Source organism: Streptomyces sp. NPDC060000 (assembly GCF_042737375.1).
In the GTDB taxonomy this organism is placed as follows: domain Bacteria; phylum Actinomycetota; class Actinomycetes; order Streptomycetales; family Streptomycetaceae; genus Streptomyces.
The window spans coordinates 15,340-32,896 of record NZ_JBHWUU010000006.1 but is presented as its reverse complement, the minus strand read 5'-3'; the positions used below and the strand labels follow the sequence as shown (position 1 = coordinate 32,896).

The following is a 17,557-nucleotide window of genomic DNA, read 5'->3' as shown; positions in this document are numbered from 1 at the left end:
AACGCCGACGAGGGCGTTCTCTGGTGGCGCGCCGGGTCGAGCCGGCGGCGCCAGTCAAGGTCGCACGGAGCCGAGGAGGAGTTAGTACGACAAGCCGATGAAATAACCACTTCACTCTTATGGATGATCGTCTGCCCCATTTGCCGCAAAGATCCAGGCTTGACCTTTACTCTGCATTACGATCTGTTTACCGAGCGTTGATTTCATCCCGCCGCTGCACGCCGTGACCCACGGCCGCGACCGCCCCCGACCCGATCGGGGGACCACCTGTTCCGCGACCGCGCTGCCCCGGAGGAGACGGGAACCATGTCCGCCTGCGCCCCCACCCGTACCACCCACTCGACGTCCACCGAACACATCCACCAGCCCCACAGCCCCCCACCGGCCCCGCACCGCCGCTTCGGCATCGCGGGCGCCGACGTGTCCGCCTCGATCGCTGTCTTCCTGATCGCCCTGCCCCTGTCCCTCGGCATCGCCCTCGCCACCGGCGCGCCCCTCCAGGCCGGACTCGTCGCCGCCGCCGCGGGCGGGATCGTCGCCGGTTGGATCGGCGGGGCACCGCTCCAGGTCAGCGGCCCAGCGGCCGGCCTGACCGTGGTCACCGCCGACCTGATCCAGCGCTACGGCTGGCGGACGACATGCGCCGTCACCATCCTCGCCGGCCTCGCCCAACTGGGTCTCGGCTGCCTGCGCGTTGCGCGTACCGCCCTCGCCGTCAGTCCCGCCATCGTGCACGGCATGCTCGCCGGCATCGGCGTCACCATCGCCGTCGCCCAACTGCATGTGGTTCTCGGCGGCACCCCCCAGAGTTCGGTGCTCGACAACCTGCGCGCCCTGCCCGCCCAAATGGCCGCACTGCAGCCCGCCGCCGTGGCCATGAGCACCCTGACCCTGACCCTGCTACTGCTCTGGCCGCGTGTCCCCGGCCGCGTGGGGCGCCTGCTGAACAAGGTGCCCGCCGCACTCGTCGCCGTCACGGGCGCCACGGTCACGGCCGCGTTCGCGGGCCTCACCCTGCCCAAGGTGGACCTGCCGTCCTGGAGCAGTCACGCGCTGGCCGGGCTGCCGGAGGGACCGGTGCTCGGGCTCGTCGCCGCCGTCCTCACCACCACGATGGTGTGCAGCGTGCAGTCGCTGCTCGGCGCGGTCGCCGTGGACAAGCTGATCACCTCGCGCCCCGGCCTGCTCGGCTCCCGCTCCACCCGCGTCGGCCGCGCCGACCTGAACCGCGAGCTCCTGGGCCAGGGCGCGGCCAACATCGTCTCGGGAGCACTCGGTGGACTGCCGGTGGCAGGTGTCGCCGTACGCAGTTCGGCGAATGTCCGAGCCGGTGCCGTGAGCCGGAACTCCACCATGCTGCACGGCGTTCTCGTGGTAGTCGCCGCGCTGCTGATGGTCCCGATCCTGGATCTCATCCCGCTCGCCTCGCTCGCCGCCCTGGTGATGGCCGTCGGCATCCAGATGGTGTCCCTGCACCACATTCGCACGGTGACCCGCCACCGAGAGGTGCTGGTGTACGTCGTCACCACCCTCGGCGTGGTGTTCCTCGGCGTCCTGGAGGGCGTGACGTTCGGCATCGCCGTCGCCGTGGCCGTCGCCCTGCACCGCCTCGCCCGTACCCGCATCACGCACCACGAGAGGGAAGGAGTCCATCACGTACACGTAAGAGGCCAGTTGACGTTCCTCGCCGTGCCGCGGCTCAGCCGCATCCTGCATCTCGTACCCCACGGCACGCATGCCGTGGTCGAGTTGACCGGCTCCTTCATGGACCACGCGGCGTACGAGTCCCTACAGGACTGGCAGAAGACACACACCGCCCAGGGCGGCTCCCTCGAGCTCACCGGCCGCCGCCGCTCCGGCACGGGACTCGATACGGGACTCGATACGGAAGCCGACATGGAGCCGGACACCGAGGCGGGCGTCGGCTCCGGCATCAGTACCACCACCGGGACCGGCACCGGCACTGGCGTCAACATCACGGGAGGCGAGCCGACCGCTCACTGTGCTCTCGACCCCGCTCGCGCCGGAGAGGTTCCGATCGCCGGCTGCCGCTGCCGTCCCTGGACGCCGTGGCGCAACCATCAGTGCGAGGTCCCACGGGAAACGGCACCCGCGGCGGCAGCGTCACCCGGAACAGCCCAGCCGAAGGAGACGGCAGACCCCACGAAGCCGGCGGAACCGATGAAGCCACATCAACCCCATCAGCCGGATCAGCCGGTTCGGCCGGTTCGGCCAGGCCAGACAGGTCGGACGGGTCAGACGCGTCAGACCGGGCAGCAGCCCGTCGAGCCGAGTGGGCATCAACTGGTGCGTGGCATCAGCGCGTTCCAGCGCAACACCGCGCCGCTGGTCCGGGGTGAACTGGCGCGGCTGGCCCGGGAGGGTCAGCGGCCCACCCAGCTCTTCCTCACCTGCGCCGACTCACGGCTGGTCACCTCGATGATCACCTCCAGTGGTCCGGGCGATCTGTTCGTCGTGCGCAACGTCGGCAACCTCGTGCCGGCGCCCGGCGAGGAAAGCGGGGACGACTCGGTGGCGGCCGCGATCGAGTACGCGGTGGACGTACTGAACGTGCGGTCCATCACGGTGTGCGGGCACTCCGGATGCGGGGCCATGCAGGCGCTGCTCGACTCCGAACCCGGCGGCGCGCGGACCCCGTTGCAGCGGTGGCTGCGGCACGGTGTGCCGAGCCTGGAGCGGATGGCCGACGACGACCGTCCCGGCGCCCGACTCTGCGGGCGGGCACCGGTGGACGCGGTCGAGCAACTCTGCCTGACCAACGTGGTCCAGCAGTTGGAGCACCTGCGGGCCAATGAGTCGGTGGTCCGTGCCCTGCGGCGCGGGGAGCTCGAGCTGCACGGGCTGTACTTCCACGTAGGTGAGGCGCAGACGTACCTGCTCACCGAGTCGACCGCGGGCGACGGCGAGCTGTTCGGCCACGTCGGAGAGGCCGACCTGTCGGCCTGAGTCGGCACGATGTCCCTCCACCGGCCCAACGCCTCCCCCAATGACGCGACTCGCCTCCCCACTGACGCGACGCGCCTCCCCACCAGCACGACGTCTTTCCACCGACCCGGCGCCGCCACCGACCCGGCGCCGGTGTGCGGCCGCGGCCCCTGTCGGGGCGGGCAGGCACCGGCGTCGTCGGGCGGCGGCCGGGCCTGGTCCGGAAGCGGGGGATGTGAAAGGCGTTACACCGGCTGAACTCCGTCTGCCGCGTATCCGTGGGTACGGATGACCCCTGACTGCCCCGGGGGACGGCCCCCGGGGACGGACCGATGGGAATGACCCCTGGCCGCCGAAAGCTGGGGTCGTGAAGCGTGGTCCCGATAGGTCTAAACCAATTTTCCGTCGGCCCTTGTCACCGGCCCCCTGGGTCTGATGAGCTGTGGCCTGGGACACAACGGACACGGACACCCTTCGAGAGGGAGATGTCGTGAGCAACGAATCCTTGGCCAACCTGCTGAAGGAAGAGCGCAGGTTCGCGCCGCCCGCCGATCTGGCGGCCGACGCCAACGTCACGGCGGAGGCGTACGAACAGGCCAAGGCTGACAGGCTCGGCTTCTGGGCCGAGCAGGCCCGTCGGCTGACCTGGGCCAAGGAGCCCACCGAGACGCTGGACTGGTCGAATCCGCCGTTCGCCAAGTGGTTCAAGGACGGCGAACTCAACGTCGCCTACAACTGTGTCGACCGGCATGTGGAGGCCGGGCACGGGGACCGGGTCGCCATCCACTTCGAGGGCGAGCCCGGCGACAGCCGCGCCATCACCTACGCCGAGCTCAAGGACGAGGTGTCGAAAGCCGCCAACGCCCTGCTGGAGCTGGGAGTCCAGAAGGGCGACCGGGTCGCCGTATACATGCCGATGATCCCGGAGACGGCGGTCGCGATGCTGGCCTGCGCCCGGATCGGCGCCGCGCACTCCGTCGTCTTCGGCGGCTTCTCGGCGGACGCGCTGGCCACCCGCATCCAGGACGCGGACGCCAAGGTCGTCATCACGTCCGACGGCGGATACCGGCGCGGCAAGCCGTCCGCGCTGAAGCCGGCCGTCGACGACGCGGCCGACCGCGCCGGCAACGTCGAGCACGTGCTCGTCGTCCGGCGCACGGGTCAGGACGTCGCCTGGAACGACGAGCGCGACGTGTGGTGGCACGAGATCGTCGAGCGGCAGTCGGCCGAGCACGCGCCCGAGGCGTTCGAGGCCGAGCACCCGCTGTTCATCCTCTACACGTCCGGCACCACGGGTAAGCCGAAGGGCATCCTGCACACCTCCGGTGGCTACCTCACGCAGACCGCGTACACGCACCACGCGGTCTTCGACCTCAAGCCGGAGACCGATGTCTACTGGTGCACGGCCGACGTGGGCTGGGTCACCGGGCACTCGTACATCGTCTACGGGCCGCTGGCCAACGGCGCGACGCAGGTCATGTACGAGGGCACGCCCGACACCCCGCACCAGGGCCGCTTCTGGGAGATCGTGCAGAAGTACGGGGTGACGATCCTGTACACGGCGCCGACCGCCATCCGCACGTTCATGAAGTGGGGCGACGACATCCCCGCGAAGTTCGATCTCGGCAGCCTGCGCCTGCTCGGCTCGGTCGGTGAGCCGATCAACCCCGAGGCCTGGATCTGGTACCGCAAGCACATCGGCGGCGACCGGACGCCCATCGTCGACACCTGGTGGCAGACCGAGACCGGCGCGATGATGATCTCGCCGCTGCCGGGCGTCACCGCGACCAAGCCCGGTTCCGCGCAGACCCCGCTGCCCGGCATCTCCGCGACGGTCGTCGACGACGAGGCCAACGAGGTGCCGGACGGCGGCGGCGGCTACCTGGTCCTGACCGAGCCGTGGCCGTCGATGCTGCGCACGATCTGGGGTGATGACCAGCGGTTCCTCGATACGTACTGGTCGCGCTTCGAAGGCAGGTACTTCGCCGGTGACGGGGCGAAGAAGGACGACGACGGCGACATCTGGCTCCTCGGGCGCGTCGACGACGTGATGCTCGTGTCGGGCCACAACATCTCCACCACGGAGGTCGAGTCGGCACTCGTGTCCCACCCGTCCGTCGCCGAGGCGGCCGTCGTCGGCGCGGCGGACGAGACCACCGGGCAGGCCATCGTCGCCTTCGTCATCCTCCGCGGCACGGCGAACGCCGAGGACGAACAGCTCGTCGCCGATCTGCGCAACCACGTCGGCACCACGCTCGGTCCGATCGCCAAGCCGAAGCGGATCATGCCGGTCGCGGAGCTGCCCAAGACCCGCTCCGGCAAGATCATGCGCCGGCTGCTGCGGGACGTCGCGGAGAACCGCCAGCTCGGGGACGTCACCACCCTGACCGACTCCTCGGTCATGGACCTCATCCAGGCGAAGCTCCCGGCCGCGCCCAGCGAGGACTAGCAGCGCATCGACCAGGGCACCCGGCGGCGAGCGCGCCGGGTGTCTTCGTCGCATCTATCGTGGTCATCACGGCGGGATCAGCGAATCCCGCTTCCGCCGCACCTTAGGTAAACTAAACAAAACACACGCAACCTCAGGTGCGCCGGGAAGTCTGGTCGGCATGTGCTCCGTCCTGCCCACCGACCGGAGGTCTCCCCCGTGACCGCGCCCCGTACCACCACTGCGCGCAAGGTCTTCGGACGCCTGTCGCTCCCCGAGCGGAACTTCGTCGCGGAGGCGCTGCGTACCGAGACCGTCGGCGGTGTGCTGCTGCTCATCGCCGCCGTCGCCGCGCTGATCTGGACGAACGTACCCGCGCTGCACGACAGCTACGAGAGCGTCAGCCACTTCCACCTCGGCCCCGCGGCCCTCGGACTCAATCTCTCCGTCGCTCACTGGGCGGCCGACGGCCTGCTCGCGGTCTTCTTCTTCGTCGCCGGCATCGAGCTCAAGCGAGAACTCGTCGCCGGCGATCTCAAGGACCCCAGGGCCGCCGCGCTTCCCGTCGTGGCCGCGCTGTGCGGGATGGCCGTACCCGCGCTCGTCTACACGCTCACCAATCTCACCGGCGGTGGCTCGCTCAGCGGTTGGGCCGTCCCGACGGCCACCGACATCGCGTTCGCGCTCGCCGTGCTCGCCGTCATCGGCACGTCCCTGCCGAGCGCGCTGCGCGCCTTCCTGCTCACTCTCGCGGTCGTCGACGACCTGTTCGCGATTCTGATCATCGCGATCTTCTTCACGAGCACCATCGACTTCGTGGCGCTGGGCGGCGCGGCGGTCGGCCTCCTCGTGTTCTGGTTGCTGCTGCGCAAGGGCGTGCACGGCTGGTACGTCTACGTCCCTCTCGCGCTCGTCATCTGGGCGTTGATGTACAACAGCGGCGTCCACGCCACGATCGCCGGGGTCGCGATGGGCCTGATGCTGCGCTGCACGACGCGCGAGGGTGAGGAACACTCCCCCGGCGAGCGAGTCGAGCACCTCGTCCGCCCCCTCTCGGCCGGACTCGCCGTTCCGCTGTTCGCCCTGTTCAGTGCCGGTGTGACGCTCTCGGGCGACGCGCTCGGGGACGTGTTCGGGAAGCCGGAGACCCTGGGAGTCGTCCTCGGTCTCGTCGTCGGCAAGACGATCGGCATCTTCGGCGGGACCTGGCTGACCGCCCGCTTCACCCGCGCCTCGCTGAGCGAGGACCTCGCCTGGGCGGACGTCTTCGCCGTCGCGTCCCTAGCCGGCATCGGCTTCACCGTCTCGCTGCTGATCGGGGAACTCGCCTTCGAGGGCGACGCGGTCCTGACCGACGAGGTCAAGGCCTCCGTCCTGCTGGGCTCGCTGATCGCCGCGACCCTCGCGACGGTCCTGCTGAAACTGCGCAACGCCGAGTACCGCCGGATGTGGGCGGCCGAGGAGCGCGACGACGACCTCGACGGCATCCCGGACGTCTACGAGGAGGACGACCCGGCGTACCACCTGCGTATGGCGGAGATCTACGACGGCAAGGCCGCGGAGCACCGCCGCCGGGCCGAGGAGATCGCCCACGAGACGGCCCGGAGGACACCGGAGGGACGGCTGAGGGAGAGGTCGGAGGGACGGCTGGAAGGAGAGGCCGGAGGGAACACTGGGGGACGACCGGGAAGACCGGTTGAGGGACGACACGCGCCACGGGCCTGCCGAAGTGACGGGCGGGACGGGCGAGGAGGGCGACCGTCCGGCATGATCTGACGGGACGGTACAAAAGAAGCCGGAACCAGCAGCATCAACAGCGGTAGAAACAGCAACAGCAGCAGAAGAGGGAGAACGCGATGAGCGCACCCGACGGCAGCCCGGTCGGCGCCGAACGCAGCATCGGCCAGCTGTTCGCCTCGGCGACGACCGAATTGTCGGCGCTGGTGCACGACGAGATCGCGCTGGCGAAGGCGCAACTGAAGCAGGACGTCAAGCGCGGGGCGGTGAGCGGTGGGGCGTTCTCGGTGGCCGGCGCGGTCCTGGTGTTCTCCTTGCCGATGCTCAACTTCGCGCTGGCGTACGGCATCCGGACCTGGAGCGACTGGAATCTCGCGATCTGCTTCCTGCTGTCCTTCGCGGCGAACGTGCTCATCGCACTCGTCCTCGTGCTGATCGGCGTGGTCTTCGCGAAGAAGGCGCAGAAGGGCAAGGGCCCGCAGAAGGTCGCCGCGTCCGTGAAGGAGTCGGCGGGCGTCCTGCAGAACGCCAAGCCGCACCCGCGGCCCGAGCTCCCGCAGGAACGCGTCCCGGAGGCCATCGAGGCTGTGGCACGCTCGTCGTCATGACGGACCCCGCCATCCCTCCGGCCCTGCCCGCTTCGGTCGTACGGCCGGATGCCGTCTGCGGCGTGCAGGTCACCCATCGCGAGGTCGCCGCGAACGGCGCGCGCTTCCACATCGCCGAGCTGGGCGACGGGCCGCTGGTCATGCTCGTCCACGGCTTCCCGCAGTTCTGGTGGACGTGGCGGCACCAGCTGGTCGCCCTGGCCGACGCGGGCTTCCGGGCCGTCGCGATGGACCTGCGGGGCGTGGGCGGCAGCGACCGCACGCCCCGCGGCTACGACCCGGCCAACCTCGCCCTCGACATCACCGGCGTGATCCGCTCGCTGGGTGAGCCGGACGCCGCGCTCGTCGGCCACGACCTGGGCGGCTACCTGGCGTGGACGGCGGCCGTGATGCGCCCCAAGCTCGTCCGCAGACTCGCCGTCTCCTCGATGCCGCATCCCCGGCGCTGGCGCTCGGCGATGCTCGCCGACGTCCGCCAGACGACCGCGAGTTCCCACATCTGGGGGTTCCAGCGGCCGTGGATCCCCGAGCGGCAGCTCACCGCCGACGACGGCGAACTGGTGGGCCGGCTGATCCGGGACTGGTCCGGGCCGCGGCTGCCGGAGGACGAGGCGGTGGAGACGTACCGGCGCGCCATGTGCATCCCGTCCACCGCGCACTGCGCCGTCGAGCCGTACCGGTGGCTGGTGCGCTCGCTGGGCCGTCCGGACGGCGTCCAGTTCTACCGGCGCATGAAGCGGCCCGTGCGCGTGCCCACGCTGCATCTGCACGGTTCGCTCGATCCGGTGATGCGTACCCGTAGCGCGGCCGGCTCCGGGGAGTACGTCGAAGCGCCTTACCGCTGGCGGCTGTTCGACGGACTCGGCCACTTCCCGCACGAAGAGGATCCGGCCGCCTTCTCCACCGAACTCGTCAACTGGCTGAAGGATCCCGAACCCGATCGGTGACCGGGCCATCGCGCCCGGTATCCGGTCCTGAACGTCTGTACTACGAACAGCCAAATGCCTGACGCATAGGCCAATTGGCCGTTCCGCAGGCGGTTATCGACCTTGGGGCAGGGGCAGACGTCGGGGTATGGGCTGGACGCACGACTACAGTGACGCAGCACGCAACCGCCGCTCGGCCAGTGGCCTGAGCCTCCACCGACGAGGCGCCGACCCGCAACTGCCGGGCTCCGACCTCCGGGTGGGCATTCCGCGCATCCTGCGCCGCCGGGCCCGCTGGGTCTCGGTCCGCTTGCGTCACCCGCGAACCTGACCCGTCGGCGAAGGGGCTCCCACGAGACCCCGACAGGCCTCCGCAGGGACTCTGGGCTCACCGGTACGGACCCTCAGAGGGCCGTAGGACGGGCCCTCGGACGGGCCTCAGAGAGCGCAGCTGTCGCTGTCCACCTGCTGGCCCGCGGTACGCCCCGTGGTGATGTCCTGCTGGATCTCGTCCGCGGTGAGGGCGTAGCCGGTGTCGGCGTCGTCGAGGGACTTCGCGAAGACCACGCCGTACACCTTGCCGTCGGCGGTGAGCAGCGGTCCTCCGGAGTTGCCCTGACGGACCGTCGTGAACAGCGAGTACACGTCACGGCGCACGGTGGTGCGGTGGTAGATGTCCGGGCCGTTGGCCGTGATGCGACCACGTACCCGTGCGGCACGGACGTCGTACGACCCGTTCTCCGGGAACCCCGCGACGATCGCGTCGTCACCGCTCGCCGCGTCCTCGGTGGTGAACTGCAGCACGGGTGCTTCCAGGTCCGGCACGTCCAGGACGGCGATGTCGCGCTTCCAGTCGTACAGGACGACCGTGGCGTCGTACTTGCGGCCCACTCCGCCTATCTGGACGGTGGGTTCGTCGACGCCGCCCACGACGTGCGCGTTGGTCATGACACGGCGGTCGCCGAAGACGAATCCGGTGCCTTCCAGGACCTTGCCGCAGCTCTCCGCGGTGCCCATCACCTTGACGATGGAGCGCTGTGCGCGCTTGGCCACGGGGCTGTTCGCGAGGGCCGGGTCGGGCGGCTGGACGTCGGTGATCGGTTCGTTGGAGAACGGGCTGAAGACCTGCGGGAAGCCGTTCTGCGCGAGGACGGAGGAGAAGTCGGCGAACCAGGTGTCGGCCTGGTCGGGCAGCGCGTCGGAGACCCCGTGCAGTACCTGGGAGCTACGGACCTCCTTGCCCAGCGTCGGCAGGGTGGTGCCGGCGAGCGCCGACCCGATCAGCCACGCCACCAGCAGCATCGCCACGACGTTGACCAGCGCGCCGCCCGTCGCGTCCAGCGCGCGGGCCGGGGACCAGGTGATGTACCGGCGCAGCTTGTTGCCGAGGTGGGTGGTGAGGGCCTGGCCGATCGAGGCGCAGACGATCACGACGATGACCGCGACGACGGCGGCGGTGGTGCTCACCTCGGAGTTGTCGGTCAGCGCGTCCCAGATCACGGGGAGCAGGTAGACGGCGACGAGGCCGCCCCCCAGGAAGCCGATCACCGACAGGATGCCGACGACGAAGCCCTGGCGGTAGCCGACGACCGCGAACCAGACGGCCGCGACCAACAACAGGATGTCCAGCACGTTCACCGCTTCGCGCCTCGCCTCATCAATTCACACTCACCACAGGTCGGCCTGGGGTCCGACCCGCCGCCGAGCGGCGGTGGGACACGACGTCCCCCAGGCAGACACAGCTCGGTGGACACCCTGTCATGACCGCCAGTCGAGCGGGACCTGCTTCTCGCGGTCCCAGGGGTGCTCCCAGCCCGCGAAGTGCAGCAGGCGGTCGATCACACCGGCCGTGAAACCCCACACAAGGGCCGATTCGACCAGGAATGCCGGACCGCGGTGGCCGCTGGGGTGCACGGCCATGGCACGGTTGTCCGGGTCAGTGAGATCCGCCACGGGAACCGTGAAGACGCGGGCCGTCTCACCGGGATCGACGACGCCCACCGGGCTCGGCTCGCGCCACCAGCCCAGGACCGGGGTGACGACGAAGCCGCTGACCGGGATGTACAGCTTGGGCAGCGCTCCGAAGAGCTGGACGCCCGCCGGATCGAGCCCGGTCTCCTCCTCGGCCTCCCGCAGGGCGGCCCGGAGCGGACCGTCACCGTGCGGGTCGCCGTCCTGCGGGTCGAGGGCACCGCCCGGGAAGGAGGGCTGGCCGGCGTGGGAGCGCAGGGAACTCGCGCGCTCCATGAGCAGCAGTTCGGGGCCGCGCTCGCCCTCGCCGAACAGGATCAGAACGGCCGACTGACGCCCCGCGCCGTTCTCCGGGGGCAGGAAGCGGCTGAGCTGGAGCGGCTGGACCGTCTCCACGGCGTGCATCACCGGGTCCAGCCAGGCGGGCAGGCCCTCCTTGCTGAGCGTCACCGCACCGCCCTGCGTATTGCTCGCGCGTGTCATCGCCACACCACCCCCCGTTCTGCCTCGTCCAACGCCCGGGAACCGGCAGATCGTTCCGCGGGCCGTCCCCCGATCGTGTGTGTCGTACGTGCTGTACGTGTCATGCGTGCTGTTCGTGTCATACGTGCTGTTCGTGTCATGGATGCTTTGGGCGCCGTGGCTGTCGTGCGTGCTGTACGTGTCGTGGACGCCGCGGATATGTCTACGGCAGGCCGAACCGCGCCGACCGCACGCCCTGCGGTGGTCCGTGCACCCGGTCGCGTACGCGCACCCCGTCGCGCCTGCGCACGCCGATCCGGCTGCGCGCCCCGTCCGGTCCGTGCGCCCCGTGCGGTCAGGGCGCCCCGTGCAGTCAGGGCGCGCCGTCCGGCCCGGGCCGCCGTCGCCCCTTCCGTCATCCGGCCCCCAGCGGCGGGGCCGGCCTGCCGCCCGCGTCCAGGTAGGACTGGGGCGGGTTGAGCCGCTGGCCGGGGAAGCCGCCCTTCTCGTACTTCAGGAGCTTCGTCGCCTTCTCCGGGTCCGTCTCCCCCTCGCCGTACGCCGGGCAGATCGGGGCGATCGGGCAGGCGCCGCAGGCCGGCTTGCGGGCGTGGCAGATACGGCGGCCATGGAAGATCACGTGGTGCGAGAGCATCGTCCAGTCGCTCTTGGGGAAGAGCGCGCCGACGGCCGTCTCGATCTTGTCGGGCTCGGTCGCCTCGGTCCATCGCCAGCGCCGTACAAGTCGCTGGAAGTGCGTGTCCACGGTGATCCCGGGCCGGCCGAACGCGTTCCCCAGCACCACGAAGGCGGTCTTGCGGCCGACGCCGGGCAGCTTGACCAGATCCTCGAGCCGGCCGGGGACCTCTCCGCCGAACTCCTCCACGAGGGCCTTGGACAGGCCCATCACCGACTTGGTCTTGGCCCGGAAGAAGCCGGTGGGCCGAAGGATCTCCTCGACCTCCTCCGGGTTGGCGGCGGCCAGATCCTCGGGGGTGGGGTACTTGGCGAAGAGGGCGGGGGTCGTCTGGTTCACCCGGAGGTCGGTGGTCTGGGCGGACAGGACTGTGGCGACGACCAGTTGGAAGGAGTTCTCGAAGTCCAGCTCGGGATGGGCGTAGGGGTAGATCTCGGCGAGTTCGCGGTTGATGCGGCGGGCACGGCGGACAAGAGCGGTACGGGACTCGGGCTTCCCACCGGTGCCACCCTGCGCGGCGACGCCCTTGCTCGCGGCACCCGCGCCCGCGGCGTCCTTTGCCGCGACTTTCTTGGCCGCGACCTTCTTGGCTATGTCCTTCTCGGCCGCGACCTTCGTGGCCGCGACCTTCTGTGCCGCGACCTTCTTCACGGCCGCTTTCTTACTGTCGGCCGCTTTCTTCGCAGGCATCTCTTTTGTCACCTTTGCCGTTTTCCTACCACCGTCGGAGTCCTGTTCGCCCACAGCGGAAACGCGACGTGCAACCACCCGCCCAGCCCCCTTGGCCTGTGCTCTCACCGGCGATTTGGACACCCGGCCAGCCTAAAGCCCGGCGCTGACATCCGCCCCGGACCCTGAAGATCAGCCCCCAATTGGACCCCTGCCGCTTACCCCGGGACACGTGTGCGGCATCCTTGTGACAGATCACACTGTTTGGAATGTCCAGCAAAATGGGGAACACGGTCCCCTGGTAAGCGGGGGAGCAAGATCCCCTGAGCAGGTCGACAAGGAGAGAACTCGTGGACGACGTTCTGCGGCGCAACCCGCTCTTCGCGGCTCTCGACGACGAGCAGGCCGCGGAACTGCGCGCCTCCATGAGCGAGGTGACCCTGGCCCGTGGCGACTCCCTCTTCCACGAGGGCGATCCGGGCGACCGGCTCTACGTCGTCACCGAGGGCAAGGTCAAGCTCCACCGCACGTCCCCGGACGGCCGGGAGAACATGCTGGCCGTGGTGGGCCCCAGCGAGCTCATCGGAGAGCTGTCGCTGTTCGACCCCGGCCCGCGTACGGCGACCGCCACCGCCCTCACCGAGGTCAAGCTCCTCGGCCTCGGCCACGGCGACCTCCAGCCCTGGCTGAACGCCCGCCCCGAGGTGGCCACCGCACTGCTGCGCGCCGTCGCCCGGCGCCTGCGCAAGACCAACGACGCCATGTCCGACCTGGTCTTCTCGGACGTCCCCGGCCGCGTGGCCCGCGCCCTGCTGGACCTCTCGCGCCGCTTCGGCGTGCAGTCCGAGGAGGGCATCCACGTCGTCCACGATCTGACGCAGGAGGAGCTGGCCCAGCTCGTCGGCGCGTCGCGCGAGACCGTGAACAAAGCCCTGGCGGACTTCGCCCAGCGCGGGTGGCTGCGCCTGGAGGCGCGGGCGGTCATCCTGCTGGACGTGGAGCGACTGGCCAAGCGGTCGCGCTAGGCGCCGGCCGCTGTCCGCTGTCCGCGGGTGAGGTCGGTGGTGTGACCGTCACTGGGGGCCGCCGCCCCCAGGTCCCCGCTCCGGCCCTTGGGGAGCCTCGTCCTCGATCGCTGGACGGCCCCGGGCCGGCACAGTTGTCCCATGGCTGAAACGGCTCCCTCTCGAGGGCTCGACTCCCAGGGACACATCGCCCGCGAAGGCTCCCTCGCGTGCGTGGCGCATGATTTCCGGCCGGTCGTCGCGGCGGCCCGGGAGCGGATCCCGGGCCTCTTCGGGACGCGGCTGCACAGCGCGTACCTCTACGGGTCGATTCCACGCGGCACCGCGCGCGTGGGGCGCAGCGATCTGGACCTCCTGGCCGTCCTGCGCGAGGAACCGACCGACGCGGACCGGGCGGACGGCCGTGCGCTCGACGAGGCCCTCGACAGGGAGTTCCCGCAGATCGACGGCGGCGGGACGCTGCTGGTCGGCCACGCGCGCGTGCTGAGCGACCTGGAGAGGCACGACCTGGGGTGGTTCCTGGCGTGCCTGTGCACACCGCTGCTCGGGGAGGACCTCGCCGAGTACCTCCCCCGATACCGCCCGGACTCCCTGCTCGCGCGCGAGACCAACGGGGACCTCGCCCTGGTCCTGCCGCGCTGGCGGGACCGTGTCTCCGCGGCCGGCGCATCCGAGGCGGCCCTGCGGCCTCTCGTCCGGTTCATGTCCCGGCGCCTCGTGCGCACCGCGTTCACGCTCGTCATGCCCCGGTGGAACGGCTGGACGAGCGACCTGCACGAGATGGCGGAGGCCTTCGGCGCCTACTACCCGCAGCGCGCGGAGCAGCTACGGGCGGCGGCCGTCCTCGGGTACGAGCCGAGGGGCGACCGCGCCGTCCTCTCGTCGTACGTCGACGACCTCGGCCCCTGGCTCGCCGACGAGTACACGCGTGTGCACGGCGTGAAGGCCCGCAGGCCCGAGGAGGCCCAGGACGGGACAGGGCCCTGACGGGACAGGGTCCTGACGTGACAGGGGCCTAGATGAGGCCGTGCTCCTTCAGGTACTCCAGCTGCGCCCGCACCGACAGCTCCGCCGCCGGCCACAGAGAACGGTCGACGTCGGCGTACACATGGGCGACGACCTCGGCGGGGGTGCGGTAGCCGTCCTCGACGGCCGTCTCGACCTGGGCGAGGCGGTGGGCGCGGTGCGCCAGGTAGAACTCCACGGCACCCTGGGCGTCCTCCAGGACCGGCCCATGGCCCGGCAGGACGGTGTGGACGCCGTCGTCGACCGCAAGGGACCTGAGCCGCCGCAGGGTGTCCAGGTAGTGGCCCAGGCGGCCGTCGGGATGCGCGACGACGGTCGTGCCACGGCCCAGGATCGTGTCGCCTGTCAGCACGGCCCGATCGGCCGGGAGGTGGAAGCAGAGGGAGTCGGCGGTGTGGCCGGGCGTCGGGACGACCCGCAGCTCCAGACCACCCACCGTGATCACGTCCCCGGCGGCCAGGCCCTCCTCGCCCAGCCGCAGCGCCGGATCCAGGGCCCGCACGTTCGTGCCGGTCAGCCCGGCGAAGCGGACCGCGCCCTCGGCGTGGTCGGGGTGGCCGTGCGTCAGCAGTGTCAGGGCGACGCGCTTCCCTGCCCGCTCGGCGGCATCGACGACCGCGCGCAGATGACCGTCGTCCAGCGGGCCCGGGTCGATCACGACCGCCACGTCGGAGCCGGGCTCGGAGACGATCCAGGTGTTCGTGCCGTCCAGGGTCATCGCGGACGCGTTCGGCGCGAGGACGTTGACCGCGCGCGGGGTCGCCGGGCCGGAGAGGACTCCGCCTCGTGGCTGGCCGGGAAGAGCGGCTGCGTCGGTCATGCGAAGGGGCCTTCCGTACGGCTGGGCAGAACGTCACGTCGGCGGTCGGTGGCCGACAAGGCACTTCGGAGTACTTCGAATGCTCCGGACGCTCGGAGCGCTCGAAGCGCTCCAACTGGCGCGAAGGGTGCGGAGGGTGCGAAGGGCGCGGGGAGGATCCGGGCCCGTGCCCCGCCGCGCGGCCGACCTCGAAGACCGCTCACGTCCGCCCGCCCGCCGCCGCCCGTCATGCGGCTCCCCCGCCGATCGCGTCGGTCCTGCCGGTCACGCCTGCACCATCCGTCACGCCGGTCGCGCCGGCACCATCCGTCGCACCGGTCGCACCAGCGCCTTCGGCATCAGCGGTCACGTCGGTCGCCGTGACCGGAATGTGCTTGGTGAACTCGTCGTGACCCGGCCACGACAGCACCACGGCACTCCCCTCCAGGCGGGCCCGCGCCAGGACTGGGGTCAGGTCGCGGTCGGGGGCCGCGGCGAGCGCCTCGGCGGCCGAGGCGTACGGGACGAGCCGGCGCAGGGTCGCGATGGTGGGCGGCATCATCAGCAGCTCGCCCTTGTCGTACGAGGCCGCCGCGTCCGCCGGGCGGATCCACACTGTGCGGTCGGCCTCCGTGGAGGCGTTGCGGGTGCGTTGGCCCTCGGGGAGCGCCGCCACGAAGAACCAGGTGTCGTAGCGACGGGACTCGAACTCCGGGGTGATCCAACGCGTCCAGGCGCCGAGGAGGTCGGAGCGCAGGACCAGACCGCGGCGGTCGAGGAACTCGGCGAAGGACACTTCACGGGCGGCCACCGCGGCCCGGTCGGCCTCCCAGTCGGCGCCCGTGGTGTCACCGACGACGGTGTCGGGCGTGGGCCCCGCGAGCAGGACGCCGGCCTCCTCGTACGTCTCGCGTACGGCCGCGCAGACGATCGCCTGGGCCGCCGTCTCGTCGACGCCGAGCCGCTCGGCCCACCACGCGCGCGTGGGGCCCGCCCAGCGGACGTGACGGTCGTCGTCGCGTGGGTCGACACCGCCGCCGGGATAGGCGTACGCGCCTCCGGCGAAGGCCATGGAGGCGCGTCTGCGCAGCATGTGGACGACAGGGCCGCCGTCGGTGTCCTTCAGGAGCATGACGGTTGCCGCCCGCTTCGGGACGACCGGGACGAGGGTGCCGTCCGCGAGCGCGCGGATGCGTTCCGGCCAGTCCTGGGGAAACCACTGCCCATTCGCCATGGGCGCGAGGCTATCCCGTGGCGCGCGAATGTTCGAGAGGTCCCCGAGGTCAGAGCGCATCCGCGGGACGACCGCAGAGCCGCCTCGGGGGGCGCCTTCGGATGCCTACGCAGAAGCCCGAAGGGCATCCCGCTTGGCATCCGCAGAGCGTCCGGGAAGTGCCCACGGGACACCTGCACGGAAGCTCGTGGGCATCCGGGAGGCACCTCCGGAGTGCCTGCACGAGGCCCGCGGGACATCCCACAGGCGCGTCCGGGAAGTACCGCGGGAAGCCCGCAGAACGTCCGGGAAGTACCCACGAGACGCCTGCGCAGAAGCCCGCAGGCGCGTCCGGAGGGGCCTACGGGACGAGTTCCACCTGGATCTCGACCTCCACGGGCGCGTCCAGCGGCAGTACCGCGACGCCCACCGCGCTGCGCGCGTGCACGCCCTTGTCGCCGAGGACCTCGCCCAGCAGTTCGCTCGCGCCGTTGAGGACGGCGGGCTGGCCGGTGAAGTCCGTGGCCGACGCCACGAAGCCGACGACCTTCACCACGCGCGCGACGCGGTCCAGATCGCCCGCGACCGACTTGACGGCGGCCAGGGCGTTCAGCGCGCAGGTGCGGGCCAGCTCCTTGGCCTCCTCCGGGGTGACCTCGGCGCCGACCTTGCCGGTGATCGGCAGCTTGCCGTCCACCATGGGCAGCTGGCCGGCCGTGTACACGTACAGGCCGGACTGCACGGCCGGCTGGTAGGCCGCGAGGGGCGGTACGACCGACGGCAGGGTCAGCCCCAGCTCGGCGAGCCTCGCCTCGACCGCGCTCACGCCTTCGCCCGCTTCAGGTAGGCGACGAGCTGCTCCGGGTTGTTCGGCCCGGGCACGACCTGGACGAGCTCCCAGCCGTCCTCGCCCCAGGTGTCCAGAATCTGCTTCGTGGCGTGGACGAGCAGCGGCACGGTTGCGTATTCCCACTTGGTCATGGGGCCGACTGTATCCGCTGATCCGGAGGGCCTCTTCCACAGACCATGTGGCCGATACCGACCCCTGTT

15 protein-coding genes are annotated in these 17,557 nt (G+C 70.8%); 8 read left to right on the top strand and 7 right to left on the bottom strand.

Annotation, left to right across the window (positions count from 1 at the left end):
* Nucleotides 1-306: 306 nt before the first annotated feature.
* The 6 genes from ACFWBB_RS05330 to ACFWBB_RS05305 all read left to right on the top strand — a co-directional run bounded on the left by ACFWBB_RS05330 (nucleotide 307) and on the right by ACFWBB_RS05305 (nucleotide 8,976).
* On the top strand, nucleotides 307-2,967 hold the full coding sequence (locus tag ACFWBB_RS05330) for a SulP family inorganic anion transporter (RefSeq protein WP_385267223.1): 2,661 nt from the start codon (nucleotides 307-309) through the stop codon (nucleotides 2,965-2,967).
* 469 nt (nucleotides 2,968-3,436) lie between these two features.
* Entirely contained in the window at nucleotides 3,437-5,395 is a 1,959-nt protein-coding gene (gene acs / locus ACFWBB_RS05325) for an acetate--CoA ligase (protein ID WP_385267220.1), read from the top strand.
* A 198-nt stretch (nucleotides 5,396-5,593) separates the two neighbouring features.
* On the top strand, nucleotides 5,594-7,150 hold the full coding sequence (nhaA, locus tag ACFWBB_RS05320) for a Na+/H+ antiporter NhaA (protein WP_385267218.1): 1,557 nt from the start codon (nucleotides 5,594-5,596) through the stop codon (nucleotides 7,148-7,150).
* 80 nt (nucleotides 7,151-7,230) lie between these two features.
* Nucleotides 7,231-7,719, top strand: a complete 489-nt coding sequence (locus ACFWBB_RS05315; RefSeq protein ID WP_385267215.1) for a phage holin family protein — start codon at nucleotides 7,231-7,233, stop codon at nucleotides 7,717-7,719.
* A complete protein-coding gene (locus ACFWBB_RS05310) occupies nucleotides 7,716-8,666 on the top strand; it encodes an alpha/beta fold hydrolase (protein WP_385267213.1) in 951 nt (316 codons plus the stop codon). Before ACFWBB_RS05315 ends, ACFWBB_RS05310 begins: the two co-directional genes overlap by 4 nt.
* 127 nt (nucleotides 8,667-8,793) lie before the next feature.
* A complete protein-coding gene (locus tag ACFWBB_RS05305; protein ID WP_385267210.1) occupies nucleotides 8,794-8,976 on the top strand; it encodes a hypothetical protein in 183 nt (60 codons plus the stop codon).
* 107 nt (nucleotides 8,977-9,083) lie between these two features.
* Here the strand turns inward: ACFWBB_RS05305 and ACFWBB_RS05300 are convergent, their stop codons facing one another.
* The 3 genes from ACFWBB_RS05300 to nth form a co-directional block, all read right to left on the bottom strand.
* On the bottom strand, nucleotides 9,084-10,283 hold the full coding sequence (locus ACFWBB_RS05300) for a MarP family serine protease (RefSeq protein WP_385267208.1): 1,200 nt from the start codon (nucleotides 10,281-10,283) through the stop codon (nucleotides 9,084-9,086).
* A gap of 120 nt (nucleotides 10,284-10,403) precedes the next feature.
* Entirely contained in the window at nucleotides 10,404-11,099 is a 696-nt protein-coding gene (locus tag ACFWBB_RS05295; protein ID WP_385267205.1) for an NUDIX hydrolase, read from the bottom strand.
* A 394-nt stretch (nucleotides 11,100-11,493) separates the two neighbouring features.
* On the bottom strand, nucleotides 11,494-12,465 hold the full coding sequence (gene nth, locus ACFWBB_RS05290) for an endonuclease III (protein WP_385267202.1): 972 nt from the start codon (nucleotides 12,463-12,465) through the stop codon (nucleotides 11,494-11,496).
* A 329-nt stretch (nucleotides 12,466-12,794) separates the two neighbouring features.
* On the opposite strand from nth, the gene ACFWBB_RS05285 reads away from it, so the two are divergent.
* A complete protein-coding gene (locus ACFWBB_RS05285; RefSeq protein WP_020129286.1) occupies nucleotides 12,795-13,469 on the top strand; it encodes a Crp/Fnr family transcriptional regulator in 675 nt (224 codons plus the stop codon).
* A 141-nt stretch (nucleotides 13,470-13,610) separates the two neighbouring features.
* Nucleotides 13,611-14,456 (top strand): nucleotidyltransferase, encoded by an 846-nt coding sequence (locus ACFWBB_RS05280; protein ID WP_385267199.1) that lies wholly within the window; start codon nucleotides 13,611-13,613, stop codon nucleotides 14,454-14,456.
* A gap of 28 nt (nucleotides 14,457-14,484) precedes the next feature.
* Here the strand turns inward: ACFWBB_RS05280 and ACFWBB_RS05275 are convergent, their stop codons facing one another.
* The 4 genes from ACFWBB_RS05275 to ACFWBB_RS05260 form a co-directional block, all read right to left on the bottom strand.
* Nucleotides 14,485-15,315, bottom strand: coding sequence for an MBL fold metallo-hydrolase (locus ACFWBB_RS05275; protein WP_385267196.1), 831 nt, complete (start codon nucleotides 15,313-15,315; stop codon nucleotides 14,485-14,487).
* Nucleotides 15,316-15,541: 226 nt separating this feature from the next.
* Nucleotides 15,542-16,528 carry an NUDIX hydrolase gene (locus ACFWBB_RS05270; protein WP_385267194.1) on the bottom strand — a complete coding sequence of 329 codons (987 nt, stop codon included), beginning with the start codon at nucleotides 16,526-16,528 and terminating at the stop codon, nucleotides 15,542-15,544.
* Between the two features lie 340 nt (nucleotides 16,529-16,868).
* A complete protein-coding gene (locus ACFWBB_RS05265; protein WP_385267191.1) occupies nucleotides 16,869-17,333 on the bottom strand; it encodes a RidA family protein in 465 nt (154 codons plus the stop codon).
* Nucleotides 17,330-17,488 (bottom strand): DUF4177 domain-containing protein, encoded by a 159-nt coding sequence (locus tag ACFWBB_RS05260; RefSeq protein ID WP_020129281.1) that lies wholly within the window; start codon nucleotides 17,486-17,488, stop codon nucleotides 17,330-17,332. Before ACFWBB_RS05260 ends, ACFWBB_RS05265 begins: the two co-directional genes overlap by 4 nt.
* Nucleotides 17,489-17,557: the final 69 nt, after the last annotated feature.

What these genes read in the sequence shown, in the direction of transcription:
- ACFWBB_RS05270 (WP_385267194.1), bottom strand. Translation starts at nt 16,528, where the DNA reads ATGGCGAATGGGCAGTGGTTTCCCCAGGACTGGCCGGAACGCATCCGC.
- ACFWBB_RS05260 (WP_020129281.1), bottom strand. Translation starts at nt 17,488, where the DNA reads ATGACCAAGTGGGAATACGCAACCGTGCCGCTGCTCGTCCACGCCACG.
- ACFWBB_RS05315 (WP_385267215.1), top strand. Translation starts at nt 7,231, where the DNA reads ATGAGCGCACCCGACGGCAGCCCGGTCGGCGCCGAACGCAGCATCGGC.
- ACFWBB_RS05305 (WP_385267210.1), top strand. Translation starts at nt 8,794, where the DNA reads ATGGGCTGGACGCACGACTACAGTGACGCAGCACGCAACCGCCGCTCG.
- ACFWBB_RS05275 (WP_385267196.1), bottom strand. Translation starts at nt 15,315, where the DNA reads ATGACCGACGCAGCCGCTCTTCCCGGCCAGCCACGAGGCGGAGTCCTC.
- ACFWBB_RS05330 (WP_385267223.1), top strand. Translation starts at nt 307, where the DNA reads ATGTCCGCCTGCGCCCCCACCCGTACCACCCACTCGACGTCCACCGAA.
- ACFWBB_RS05280 (WP_385267199.1), top strand. Translation starts at nt 13,611, where the DNA reads ATGGCTGAAACGGCTCCCTCTCGAGGGCTCGACTCCCAGGGACACATC.
- nth (WP_385267202.1), bottom strand. Translation starts at nt 12,465, where the DNA reads ATGCCTGCGAAGAAAGCGGCCGACAGTAAGAAAGCGGCCGTGAAGAAG.
- ACFWBB_RS05310 (WP_385267213.1), top strand. Translation starts at nt 7,716, where the DNA reads ATGACGGACCCCGCCATCCCTCCGGCCCTGCCCGCTTCGGTCGTACGG.
- ACFWBB_RS05295 (WP_385267205.1), bottom strand. Translation starts at nt 11,099, where the DNA reads ATGACACGCGCGAGCAATACGCAGGGCGGTGCGGTGACGCTCAGCAAG.